At 42.8% G+C, this 12,229-nt stretch carries 12 protein-coding genes; 2 read left to right on the top strand and 10 right to left on the bottom strand.

Going from position 1 to position 12,229, the window contains the following annotated elements; all coding sequences use genetic code 11:
* The 10 genes from ACIZ62_RS15860 to ACIZ62_RS15905 all read right to left on the bottom strand — a co-directional run bounded on the left by ACIZ62_RS15860 (position 1) and on the right by ACIZ62_RS15905 (position 9,936).
* Complete coding sequence (locus tag ACIZ62_RS15860; RefSeq protein ID WP_111889008.1) at positions 1-543, bottom strand: PTS glucitol/sorbitol transporter subunit IIC; 543 nt, start codon at positions 541-543, stop codon at positions 1-3.
* A gap of 169 nt (positions 544-712) precedes the next feature.
* The gene (locus ACIZ62_RS15865) at positions 713-1,225 is read right to left on the bottom strand and encodes a transcriptional regulator GutM (protein WP_111889007.1); all 513 of its coding nucleotides are present in this window, start codon (positions 1,223-1,225) and stop codon (positions 713-715) included.
* A gap of 13 nt (positions 1,226-1,238) precedes the next feature.
* Positions 1,239-2,027, bottom strand: coding sequence for an HAD-IIA family hydrolase (locus ACIZ62_RS15870; RefSeq protein WP_371414176.1), 789 nt, complete (start codon positions 2,025-2,027; stop codon positions 1,239-1,241).
* Positions 2,028-2,029: 2 nt separating this feature from the next.
* Positions 2,030-3,211, bottom strand: a complete 1,182-nt coding sequence (locus tag ACIZ62_RS15875; RefSeq protein ID WP_111889006.1) for a sn-glycerol-1-phosphate dehydrogenase — start codon at positions 3,209-3,211, stop codon at positions 2,030-2,032.
* Between the two features lie 19 nt (positions 3,212-3,230).
* Positions 3,231-4,199 carry a sugar-binding transcriptional regulator gene (locus ACIZ62_RS15880; protein ID WP_111889005.1) on the bottom strand — a complete coding sequence of 323 codons (969 nt, stop codon included), beginning with the start codon at positions 4,197-4,199 and terminating at the stop codon, positions 3,231-3,233.
* A gap of 204 nt (positions 4,200-4,403) precedes the next feature.
* On the bottom strand, positions 4,404-4,742 hold the full coding sequence (locus tag ACIZ62_RS15885; protein WP_111889003.1) for a P-II family nitrogen regulator: 339 nt from the start codon (positions 4,740-4,742) through the stop codon (positions 4,404-4,406).
* Positions 4,743-4,812: 70 nt separating this feature from the next.
* Positions 4,813-6,066, bottom strand: a complete 1,254-nt coding sequence (locus ACIZ62_RS15890; protein ID WP_414150595.1) for an ammonium transporter — start codon at positions 6,064-6,066, stop codon at positions 4,813-4,815.
* 496 nt (positions 6,067-6,562) lie between these two features.
* Entirely contained in the window at positions 6,563-7,666 is a 1,104-nt protein-coding gene (locus tag ACIZ62_RS15895; RefSeq protein ID WP_414150596.1) for a S1C family serine protease, read from the bottom strand.
* 28 nt (positions 7,667-7,694) lie between these two features.
* Complete coding sequence (locus ACIZ62_RS15900; protein ID WP_111889000.1) at positions 7,695-8,483, bottom strand: MBL fold metallo-hydrolase; 789 nt, start codon at positions 8,481-8,483, stop codon at positions 7,695-7,697.
* Positions 8,484-8,658: 175 nt separating this feature from the next.
* Entirely contained in the window at positions 8,659-9,936 is a 1,278-nt protein-coding gene (locus tag ACIZ62_RS15905) for a UDP-N-acetylglucosamine 1-carboxyvinyltransferase (protein WP_111888999.1), read from the bottom strand.
* 270 nt (positions 9,937-10,206) lie between these two features.
* Between ACIZ62_RS15905 and ACIZ62_RS15910 the strand changes: the two genes are divergently transcribed.
* Positions 10,207-11,235: a DnaD domain protein gene (locus ACIZ62_RS15910; RefSeq protein WP_322519939.1), complete on the top strand. Its 1,029-nt coding sequence runs from the start codon at positions 10,207-10,209 to the stop codon at positions 11,233-11,235.
* The gene (locus tag ACIZ62_RS15915) at positions 11,222-12,187 is read left to right on the top strand and encodes an ATP-binding protein (RefSeq protein WP_414150597.1); all 966 of its coding nucleotides are present in this window, start codon (positions 11,222-11,224) and stop codon (positions 12,185-12,187) included. Before ACIZ62_RS15910 ends, ACIZ62_RS15915 begins: the two co-directional genes overlap by 14 nt.
* Positions 12,188-12,229 lie beyond the last annotated feature (42 nt).

Raw genomic sequence — 12,229 nt, forward strand, 5'->3', positions numbered from 1 at the left:
TTACGCCTCCTTCTTTTCTGCGGTGCCGTATTTTTTCTTGTATTTGGCATTATAAATAAGCTGAGTTACTAAACCGCGAATAAAGACAATTAAAATACCAATCAGGAAATAAGAAATAGCCAAAAATCCTAAATCATATCCGGCCAGAAAAACCCCCGTGGCGATACCCAGGTAAACAAATAATTCCCCCGGGTTGGCATGGGGAAACAAACCGGTAACCGGATGACAGTATGAAATAGAAGCATCAAAAAAAGCAACTTTCTGATTCTCCGGTAAAAAACGGGCATAGGGATAGGTCATCGGGTTTCCTGAAAACATCATGCATAGCATGGGCATCAGAGACCATCGCGTGATGGGGTTTTTCCCCAATAATTTTGCTAATTTTTCAATCCGTTCCAAGCCAATGAGTTTAAATAATATGTGCATAAATGTGATCATCAAAAGAATCCAGGGGATAAAATCAGTGATATAGATCATCAGAAATTGGCCACCCGCCTGATATAAGCCATAAAAATGATTGCCGATACTTGCTAGTATTTCCATAAATAAGTTCTCCCTTTATTATTATTTTAAAGCCTGACAAAAATGATTGCCAATACCTGTTGCCGCTGTATCTTTGACGCTCACCCAGCGCGCAATTTTTATCTCTTTCCTTGTTCTATTTCTATTTATTAATTATAACGTTTACAGCGCACTATTTTATCAAAGCAGTTTATGTTGATCTGGGCTGTTTGTTTCCCATCGCTCTTTCGGTTTCCCGTCTTTTAAGATATTGTGCATTCTTTACGTCCTTTTCCAATCGCTTATCGATGGCTTCAACGGCCTGAATCAAGGCCCCTTTTTTTCTTTTTTTATCCAAACCATTGGGTGCGTATGGTTCCTTTATTCGTCTTTTTTTATTAATCTTTAGATCTTCTACCAGACCTACCTCGCGAATTTCTGATAGCGACAGGCCATTATAATAATCGGTTTCTAAAAACCGCTTCCATAGGGCGATCCCTTCTAGTTTCTTACACCCACAAATACGTCCGCTACGACAATCCATGGCTAAAACAATAATCGCCCCTCCTTTTAAACGAAAACCACCCTTACGTAAACCGATACCCAGTATGGTTCCCTGACTTAACAGACTATTGACCGCCTGCTGATAATTTTTATACTGAAAATAAGTTAATCCACTCTGTAAGATCATCATCACAAACGCGACCAATGCTAAATAAATCAAATGATTCCCTCCTTTATAAGTAGTCTGTCATTTCCTTTAGCGATTCAAAAACGCAATCCGGAACCACATCTGAATTTTTTATATCCGCTATTTTGGTCTCCCCGGTCAGCACTAAAAAACCCTTACCGCCGTTGTTGACGCCGGTGGCCACATCAGTATAGATCCGGTCTCCGACAAAGGCCACATCTTCTTTTTTATGCCCGGTAATGGACAGAATCATCTCCATCGTTTCAGCAAAGGGTTTACCTAAATATTTGGGTTCCACACCGGTGGATTTGGTAATCAGGGCACACATGGAACCGCAGTCGGGAATAAAACCGGTTTCCGTAGGGCAAACTAAATCCACATGGGTCGATAAAAAAACTGCGCCATTTAAAATAAAGGTACAGATTTTCTCCAGCTTTTCGTAGGTCAGGGTGGTATCAAAGCTGGCCACTGCTACATCTGGCTGTTCCTGGACCAGATTGATGCCGTGTTGTCTAAAACTCTCTTCCAACAGCGGTGTACCCATTAAATAGACCGATTGTCCGGGGTGATACGTTTTTAAATATTCAATGGTCACATCTCCGGAGGTGATGATCCGATCTGCTTCTACAAAACAGCCCATTTTTTTTAATTTTTCCTGATAAAAGCTGGGCACCCGGGATGAATTATTGGTGATGAAAATAAAATCCTTTTTTCGGGTTCGCAATTCTTTTATAAAGTCCAGTGCTCCGTCGATTAAACCATTTCCCAGATAAACCGTACCATCCATATCCAGGGCAAATAACTTAACATCTTTTAGCGCTTCTTTTTTTGGCATGATCATTTTCCGTAAATCCTTTCGGTGATTATCCCGGCGATTTCTTCTAATCGCCCTTTATCTTTTGCGTACTGAAAAACGCTGTAACGTTTACGTACTGTATTCGCCTCCATTAAACTGCGATAAAAAAGATCCCGGTCGATACCAACTTCTTTTGGGGAAATCATCGCTCCGGCACTTTCTAAAAGAGCTTCCACGACTTCACGTTGGGGAGCCAGGGCCTTCGTTTCTGGTGGTAGCTCATCGTCTAGCAGCTGATAAATTTCGGCTACGATGGGGGTGGCGATGCCGACCTTTACCCCATGGAGTTCCGGGTATTTGTGACGGGCGATAAAATCCATTTCCCAGTAATGTGAAAGCAAGTGTTCCGAACCGGACGCCGGCCGCGATACACCAACGATGGCCATGGTCACCCCAGTTAATGTCAAGGCTTCAATCAGGTAGAGAATCGCTTCCTCATTTCGTTCTTTTAGGGCTGGGGCAAACTCAATGCATTTTCGCAGGGCTTCCTCAACCAATTTAACACAGGTCTCACATCGGTATTCATCAATCATCGCAACTGCCAACGACCAGTCAGTTAACGCCGTTAATTTCCCCAGTACATCGCCCAGCCCGGCATGAATCATATGCATGGGTGCCTGTTTCATAATATCGGTGTCACCAACCACGCCGTAGGCCAAAGTTGCCACATAGGATATTTTTCGTCCGTTGCAGATTAGTGGTGCCCCATCGGCAACATACCCATCCATCGATGGCGCTGTACACACAATAATATAGGGAATCCCGGTCCGCGATGACAGGTATTTGGCCATATCATTAAGCGTACCAGAACCCACAGCGACAATTAAAGCGGTGCCCAGAGGCATTTCCAGAAGCATTCTTCCCATTGCTAATTCATCGGGAATAAGTATTTCTGTACCGGTTTCAAACTGATGGCTTTTTACCTCAAAATTTGAATCACTCAAAATTTTAAAGGCCTGCTCGCCAGCCGCCTTCCAGGTATTGTTATCGCTGATCATGTAGAGTTGTTTTCCCTTGAATTCTGCTGCAATATCGGGCAGTTGCTGAATTACACCTTTGCCAATGGCGATTTTTTTTATCGACAGCGAGTGGTGTCGTCCACATGAGCAATCAAAATCTGCTTCTGCCATTTCATTCATAGACATTTTTAAAATTTCATTCATTTTTACGCTTCTTTCTTTTTTAAACCCGTTCCGATGCTTGCTCAATCGCCAGTAGTTTTTTTCCGCATTCCGCATCAGTAACTAAAACATTAATATACCCGCCTTTTATGGCACCCTGGATAGCCAGCGCTTTTTCAGGACCACTGGCAACCCCAATCGAATGTGGAACCCGTCGCAGCTTTTTAATATCAACCCCAATCACACAATTGTCGGCAGCAAATGGTTCGGTGCTACCATTGATATCAAAAAACTGCATGCAGACATCCCCCACCACATTTTTCTGACGCATTGTTTCCATATCCTTTTCATCATAATAACCGGTGGACATAATGGCCGAACCACGATTAGGAACCCCGATTCCAACTACCGCCACGTCCAGGCCATCGCCCATTTTAATGATCCGTTTGATATCCGGTTCCTTCATCAGTTCCTCTTTAATCTTGACTCCTGACACCCGAGCTGGCGCATGGAGCAAATAAGAAACACCACCAAAAGCCTTGGCCAGAGCTTCCACAATCGTATTGGAGTGGAGTTCCATACCCAGATGTCCAATTCCACCAATCAGCGGGATAAAGGTCACCCGCTTTAAGGTTCCCTTTGACACAAAACGATAGATCTGGCCGATAGAAGAACCCATCGATATCCCGATAATGGTATCATCTTTGATCAATCGTTCCAGATAATTGGCGGTCGCCTTAGCCAACTCATCTTTCTGATCCCGGTTATCCTGTTTGCTATCTACGATAAAAACCTCTTTTAAACCATATCGGCTTTCCAGTTTCTTTTCCAGATCCACGTAATTGTTGCCAAAAATTGGATCGATGACAATTTTGACAATCCCGCGCGCCTTGGCATTCTGAAGAATCCGCGACACAGTTGGTCGTGAAAGCCCCAATTCCTTGGCAATCAACTTCTGATTAATATCCTGATTGTAGTACATCTCACAAATTTTCACCATCAGACGCTCATCATCAACTACCTTTTTCATTTTTATTACCTCTCTTGTTTCCGGCTAATTACTTTTGTTTTTATTCGCATCTGAAATTTTGTAACTATAATCCTTATTATATTTATTTTTATAGAAAAGTCAATCATTTCGTTGTTTTTTGTAAAAAAGAATACACTAAAAGGCCATATATGTTTACACGTGTAAACATATATGGCCTTTTTTAGTTCTTGACGCTTGCATCGTTTATAGGGCAATATCCCCTCTTTCTCCAGTTCGGATTCGAATACATTCTTCCACAGGCTTGATAAAAATTTTTCCGTCACCAATTTCACCTGTCCGAACCACGCTCATAATCAATTGGACGATTTCTTCCACCTGATCATCAGCCACCACTATTTTAATTTCAATTTTTGGAATCATATTCATCATCACGGTGGTACCCCGATTATGGGCAATCCAGCCATACTGATTGCCACATCCCAACACCTGACGAATATTCATACCGTTGATCTTTGCCGCCAAAAATGCGTCCTTCAAAGGTTCCAGTTTTTCTGGACGGATAATCGCTTCAATCATTTTCATAAGTTTTTCCTTTCTTTACTAAATGAGTAACCCTGATTTTCTGGTTACCCTACCGTACTTCAACACTATTTTACTGATCAATACCAGAAAATGCTGGATAACCTTGTTCACTATGTTCACTGATATCCAGGCCCAATGCTTCAGCTTCAGGTGTGACCCGTATTTTCATCACTTTTTTGAGCACCGTCATAATCACTGCTGTCATAACGGCTGAGTAGATAATTGAAATACCCACCGCCGTCAGTTGAGCAACCAATAATTCGGTGGCTCCAAAAAACAGACCATCCCATTGAGCAATCGGGTTAATGGCTGATTGAGCAAATAGCCCGGTGGCAATACCGCCCCAAATTCCACCAATCCCATGACATCCAAAAGCATCCAGCGCATCGTCATACCCGAATTTATGTTTGACCTTTGTCATAAAGAAGAAGCAAATCGGGCTGACCAATGCACCAATCACCAGTGCGGCTGAAAAGGCTACAAATCCCGCTCCTGGTGTAATTGCAACCAGACCAATAATTGCGCCAGTGACTGCTCCCATAACGGTCACTTTTTTATAAAGCACCGTTTCAATTGTCATCCAGCTTAACATTGCTGCGGCTGATGAAATCATTGAATTGACAACGGCCTGAACCGCCAAACCATTGGCCGCCAGAGCAGAACCTCCATTAAACGCAAACCATCCGACCCATAAAATAGCGCCACCGGTAAAAAACATGGGAATATTGTGCGGATGATAAGATTGAATCCCATAACCTTTTCGGGTTCCCAGTATGATACAGGCAATCAGGCCGGAAACCCCAGAACTGATATGAATAACGTTTCCACCGGCGAAATCGACTGCTCCTAATCCAGCGATAAAACCGCCGGTCCCCCAAACCATATGGGCCAGTGGGTAATAGACGAGTAACAGCCACACGGTTATAAAGATAAACATGGCTGAAAACCGCATTCGCCCTGATAAGGCGCCGACCAGAATGGCCGGTGTGATAATGCAAAACATTAACTGAAAGATCGCAAACAGCGCCCCCGGAATATTGGCGGCATATGGACCCGCTTCAGTAGCACTGACGCCATTAAAGAACACATTACTTAAATTCCCGACGACTCCCAGTCCTCCCACGTCTGTGCCAAAAGAAATTGAATAACCGACTGCAAACCACATCACCGTTGCCAGCCCGCAACAAAATACAACTGACATTAAGGTATTGATCACATTTTTCCTACGCACCATTCCTGCATAAAACAATCCCAAACCGGGAGTCATAAAAAATACCAGCATTGAGCTGATTAAAACAAATGCCACATCTCCAGAATTAATCATACTTTCCTCCAAATTCTCTGTGTCTTGATTTCATTAATAACAAATACCTGTTGACTTCATTGAATTTTGCAATTTATCAACACTACTCCTTGGTTTGTTTTCATTACTCCCTTCTTATTAATTCTTTATTTTCAAATCACTGTAAACGCAACAGTGACCAATCTGATCAACCCATTTTTAAAACTGACGGTTTAGCGTCAATCGCTACTCGTGTCCTCATTGACAAGCTGGTTTATTCTCGGCAGAAAATCCAATTCACAAAAAAAAGACCATAACAAAAAAAGCTATCGTCTTTGATAATTTAAATGCGATTCAAAACGCATTTCAGTTTAAATTTTCTGCTTCGGTGATAATTCCAATCACTTCACTATTATTTAAGGTTGATTCATTTATTTAATAATAAAAGCTGATTCCCTATTGATTCAGCACTTCAGATTATAGCACTGAAAAAAACAGGAGTCAATCATTGAATGATTGACTCCTGTTTAATCATTTTTTATTGTTCTGATGTAACCACCACATCTTTTGTCTGTTTTTTGCCATTTCGCTCAAAGGTAACGCTCACCTTCTCGCCCGCATCAACTGCATAGAGAATTTCTTTCATCTTAAGCATAGTATTGGTTTTAACCCCATTGATTTCTTTGATGATATCGCCAGCTAGCAGTCCGGCATTGGCAGCACCGCCGCCTTGTTGCACCGATGCGATATAGATCCCTTCATTAAAGTCGACCTTGCTGTCAGTGACATAATAATCGGCAATCGCCCGATCATATCCAGTGATTCCCATCACAGTGGCATCAAACTTACCGGTTGCCACAATCTCGTTAAGAATTGGTTTTAAAATATTAATCGGAATGGCAAAACCCATGCCTTCACCTGTGGTCAGTTTATAGGTATTAATACCGATCACCTTGCCATTTTTATCGACTAGCGGTCCCCCGCTATTTCCCGAATTAATCGAAGCATCGGTTTGGATCAGGTCTTCGGCCAACCCACTGTCTAGAGGAATACTCCGATTAATTGCAGAGACAATGCCAGATGTTACCGTTCGCTCAAAATTTAGCCCCAATGGATTACCCACTGCGACCGCCAGTTCGCCGACAACGACATTGTCTGAATCACCCAGTTCAAGAACCGGTAAATCCGTTGCATCAATTTTTATAATCGCCATATCAAGAGTTGAATCCGACCAAATCAGTTTAGCGTCATACGTTTTCCCATCAGCCAGTGATACGGTCATGCCTGAAATATCATTTGAAGCAACATGTTGGTTCGTGGCAATATAGCCATCACTGGTTAAAATAAAACCGGAACCAACCCCGCTTGCTTCCTGCGGACCATACGCGGTCATAGCCACTCCGGTTGTCTCAATCCCCACCACCGATGGCGGTACAGTTTGGGCGATCGCTTCAACCACCGAGTCTGCCGATCCCTGGTTAACGACAATTTCATTCTTAGCGCCTTGTATCACGGTGCTGTTGTCGAAAAAAAAGTCCACACCGAGGAATAAAGCACCCACAATTATACCGCCAACTATTGCACCAAGCATACCGATAATAAGAGAATTTGGCTTTTTTTCTTTTTTCAGATCGTCATCCATCGTTTCTCCTCAATCTTAGTTGAAGATCTCACAGGTTAATTGTCTCACTGGCACTACTTCTTTTGGCCACACAAAGTTTCACATCCTTATCCAGAACTATCCCAGCTTCTGATAATATCCGGGCGGTAGTTTCGTAAGCAAGCAGGGGGTAATTGTTTTCCTGACTGAGATGGGCCAACACCAACTGCTTCGTGCCTTCCTGTACCAGCGCCAAAGCCAAATCACCGGCGGTCTCATTGGATAAGTGTCCGAAATCACTTTTTATCCGCTGCTTGAGATAAAAAGGATACGATCCAGCTTCCAGCATCGACACGTCATGATTAGACTCCAGCACCACCAAATCGCAGCCACTGAGGGCACCGCGCATTTCTGGAGTTATAATCCCGGAGTCAGTGGCAATTCCCAACCGCTTTTTTCCGTCAAAAATGACAAATCCGGCTGAATCTGCTGCATCATGGGATGTTTTAAAGGCTTTGATTTGAAGATCCTGAATATCAAATGGTTTTTCAAAATCAAAGATTTTAATATTATGTTCAGCGATTTTACCCAGGCTTTTTAGCATCGCTTCCCAGGTCTTTTCATTGGCATAAATCGGCAGGTCAAAACGGCGCGATAATACCCCCACCCCATGGATGTGATCACTGTGTTCATGGGTCACCATAATACCGCCGATTTCTCGAAGATCCTCCGCGATAAGGTCCATGGCACTCTGGATCCGTTTCCCACTGAGCCCAGCATCAATGAGTATCTTTGTGTTGTTGTTTGAGATAAATAAACTGTTACCTGAACTTCCACTATATAGACTACAAAATTTCAATCGCTGCTCCCCTGTTCATTTTAAAAAACGATGTAAAACTATTCCATTTAAATGCACCAGGGGCCAGTCAAATTGTTAGGTTAATCCTAGCGAATGATGCTTAAACCTGACTTAACCTAACTTTACGAGATTTAAGGTAATCTTTTACCAATTCCTTCCATCAGTCAGAATCGAACTAAAGAAAAGAAGGGTCTTTCTCGGAAATTCGCCGAATATCAGCTCCCAGGTTTCTCAGGTTTTCCTGTAAATTTTCATATCCCCGATCAATATGAATAATTTCAGTGATTTTTGTTTCACCATCGGCAATCAAACCAGCAATAACCATGGCGGCTCCAGCTCTTAAATCGGTGGTTTTTATTTTAGTGGCCGATAAGGTCTCCACCCCAATAATACTCGCGGTCCGGCTGTTAATCGAAATATTGGCACCCATCCGGCGCAGTTCATCCACATATTTAAAGCGGCTTTCGAAGATACTTTCAGTAATGGTGCTAGTACCTTGGGCGATTGTCATTAATACGGCCATTGGTTGCTGCAGATCGGTCGGAAAGCCCGGGTACGGCATGGTCTTGACATTCACCGCTTTTAAGGGATGCTTGCCGATAACACGAATCCCATAGTCTTCTTCCATAACAATAACACCCATTTCGCTGAGTTTAGCCGTGATCGCCTCCATATGCTTGGGAATGACATTTTTTATTAAAATATCTCCTTGTGTGGCCGCTGCGGCCATCATATAGGTACCAGTAGTAATCTGATCCGGAATCACTGAATACTCGCAACCATGCATTTCTTCAACCCCAACGATCTTGATAACATCTGTTCCCGCACCCTTGATGTTTGCTCCCATCAGGTTCAAAAAGTTAGCCACATCAACGATGTGGGGTTCTTTGGCGGCATTTTCAATAATTGTTTTGCCATCAGCCCGGACTGCCGCCAACATGATGTTAATCGTTGCACCGACGCTGACCACGTCGAGAAAAATATGGGCGCCTCTCAGTTCTGGTGCCTCCATTTTTACCTGACCATGTTCAATCACCACGGTTGCTCCCAAGGCCTGGAAGCCTTTGATATGCTGGTCAATCGGGCGATCGCCAATATTACAACCACCGGGCAATGGCACAATCGCCTTGCGATAGCGTCCCAATAAAGCGCCCAGCAGGTAATAAGAAGCCCGCATTTGACCCGTTTCCTCTTCATACTCCGATACGTCATATGAAATTGGTTTTTCGGTATTAATAATCAAAGTATCTTTTTCTCTATATATTTCAGCGCCCAATTTTTCCAGAATAACAATCATCTTGTTAACATCTTTAATATCGGGAACATTTTCTATCTTACTTGAGCAGGCACAAAGCACCGCAGCTGGAATTATTCCCAGTACCGCATTTTTTGCCCCGGAGATCGTAACCTCGCCTTGTAGGGGGTTACCTCCTTCTATAATAAAAGCATCCATATTTATTCCTTTCAGTGCAAGTGTATATGCAATATCCAATTGGTAATTATATCATAAGTTTCATTTTTATCAAGAAATCTTGAGTTTTTATGCCATTTTTTTATCTGCCTGCCGGTTTTTCTTATACTCTTTAAGAATTCTTTTCTCGGCCTAAAGAAAACAGGAATTCCTCACAAATTAAATGTGATGTGATATAATAACATCATTGTATTTATACAATTAAAAGATTTTAAGTAAAAAAGATTATCAATCCATAACTTGAGGTAAAAAATGAATCGTTTTGAATTAGTTTCCAGCCATGATGACCTGGGTGTGACACCCATTGAAAATATTTTTATTAATCACTACATGCCCATGGCTCGGGGGGACTACGTCAAGGTCTATCTTTATGGCTTAAAGCGATGCTTTAATCAGGGTCTGACCCCAATCAGTAATGAAGATATCGCCAAGGATCTGAATTTATTGGAGACCGACGTAAAAAAAGCCTGGGATTATTGGGCATCTGAAAAAATTATCGCTATTGAATACACCGGCACCCGCGATGCACTGGTCCGTTTTTATAATATCACCGGCACCATCCTCTATAAAAATGAGGCCATCCCGGAGACCACCATTCCTAGAAATACGCAATCCTCCAACAGCATCGAAGACCGAATTCAACGCATGTACACCACCATCCAGGATATGTATGAAAGCCGGACCATCACCAAAAAAGAAACCCTGCTTTTTAAGCGCTGGCTCGATGACTACAATTTCACTCCGGAAGCGGTGATCCTGATTGTGGAGTATTCCATTAATATGATCAATAAAAAAGACCGCACCTTTACCCCGGCCCAGGTGATCTCCTATCTGGAAACTGTCGCTAAAAGCTTTCATGCTGCCGAGGTTCGGGATCATATTGAGGCCGAAGCTTATATCAAAGACTCCGCCCATAAACGAACGAGCTATTATCAAATCTTTAAATACCTGGGAATTCAACGAAACCCCATGGTTTCTGAGCGACAAATGATGGACACCTGGTTTAAGAATTACGGTTTCTCCATGGAAATCATTGTCCAGGCTTTATCCCGAACCAATAAACCGAATATGAAATATATTGACGGGATCCTGAAAAATTGGCACGAACAGGGCTTTAAAACCCTGGAAGACATTAAAAACGACAAACCAAAACCCAAATTTGATCATAAAGAAGCCCTTGAACCGATGAGTGATTCCCGTAAACAGGCTTACCTGGATATGGAAGTTGACTACGCCGAGGATTTATGGCCGGAACTGGAGATAAGTGATGAAGACCTATAATGCCGCCTTTGCCCTGCTACAAAAAAAACAGCATGCTTACCAATTTAAACAACGCCAAAAAAAAGAAGCCCTCTATCGTCAGATACCCGCGCTTTCTGATCTGGATAATCAAATCAATCGCCTGGGAGTTGCCCTGACCCGGGCCACCGTCGCCAATGAACTGGATAAAACCGCTGCCATCCGAAAGCAAATGAGTGTGCTTGAAACCAGAAAAAAAGATTTTGCCGGAGAAAAGGCCGCTCTACTAAGCCATTCGTATTATTGCTCGCTTTGTCAGGATTCAGGAATTCTTCCTGAAGGACCTTGCTCTTGTCTTAATCAATGTCTGGCCGAAATCAGTTTTTCCAGCTATGACTTAAAAACCCGGGCCCAACGGGAAACCTTTGAAACCTTTAATTCCGACTATTATTCAGAGCAGCCCATTGGTTCTACAACTGCCAGTCATCGGTCCAACGCCCTCAACATTAAACAAAATATGTTAAAATATTGTCAGAATTTTGAAACGATTGAAGATCAGCTTCTTTTTGTCGGTCCGCCTGGCGTGGGCAAAACCTTTATGTCCAATTGCATTGTCAACAAACTCACTGAAAAGGGCTATGGGATTGTCTATGTCACCGCTGCTCACCTAGTCGCCAGCATTCAGGATCAACTTTTCCGGGAAAAGAAAACCTCGACCGAAATTTATGAACCACTGCTGCTCTGTGATCTCTTAATTATCGATGATCTGGGGGCTGAATTTTCTTCAGAATACAGCCAAAAACAGCTCTATGAGGTCATCGACAGCCGCCTTAATGCCGAAAAAAAGATGATTATTTCCAGCAATCTGACGGTGCTTAAAATAAAATCACTTTATGACGAACGGCTTTCTTCACGGATCTCTGGCTATTTTAAAACGATTCCCTTTCTGGGTGAAGACATTCGTATTCTCAAGGCCCGGCGGGGCCGTTTATAAAAAAACCGGTCTTAGCTAATCGCCGAGATCGGTTTTTTCTCA

It is taken from the genome of Acetobacterium carbinolicum, from assembly GCF_047456275.1.
In the GTDB taxonomy this organism is placed as follows: Bacteria; Bacillota; Clostridia; order Eubacteriales; family Eubacteriaceae; genus Acetobacterium; species Acetobacterium carbinolicum.

What these genes read in the sequence shown, in the direction of transcription:
- ACIZ62_RS15880 (WP_111889005.1), bottom strand. Translation starts at nt 4,199, where the DNA reads ATGAAAAAGGTAGTTGATGATGAGCGTCTGATGGTGAAAATTTGTGAG.
- ACIZ62_RS15905 (WP_111888999.1), bottom strand. Translation starts at nt 9,936, where the DNA reads ATGGATGCTTTTATTATAGAAGGAGGTAACCCCCTACAAGGCGAGGTT.
- ACIZ62_RS15870 (WP_371414176.1), bottom strand. Translation starts at nt 2,027, where the DNA reads ATGCCAAAAAAAGAAGCGCTAAAAGATGTTAAGTTATTTGCCCTGGAT.
- ACIZ62_RS15885 (WP_111889003.1), bottom strand. Translation starts at nt 4,742, where the DNA reads ATGAAAATGATTGAAGCGATTATCCGTCCAGAAAAACTGGAACCTTTG.
- ACIZ62_RS15910 (WP_322519939.1), top strand. Translation starts at nt 10,207, where the DNA reads ATGAATCGTTTTGAATTAGTTTCCAGCCATGATGACCTGGGTGTGACA.
- ACIZ62_RS15895 (WP_414150596.1), bottom strand. Translation starts at nt 7,666, where the DNA reads ATGGATGACGATCTGAAAAAAGAAAAAAAGCCAAATTCTCTTATTATC.
- ACIZ62_RS15890 (WP_414150595.1), bottom strand. Translation starts at nt 6,066, where the DNA reads ATGATTAATTCTGGAGATGTGGCATTTGTTTTAATCAGCTCAATGCTG.
- ACIZ62_RS15860 (WP_111889008.1), bottom strand. Translation starts at nt 543, where the DNA reads ATGGAAATACTAGCAAGTATCGGCAATCATTTTTATGGCTTATATCAG.
- ACIZ62_RS15875 (WP_111889006.1), bottom strand. Translation starts at nt 3,211, where the DNA reads ATGAATGAAATTTTAAAAATGTCTATGAATGAAATGGCAGAAGCAGAT.
- ACIZ62_RS15915 (WP_414150597.1), top strand. Translation starts at nt 11,222, where the DNA reads ATGAAGACCTATAATGCCGCCTTTGCCCTGCTACAAAAAAAACAGCAT.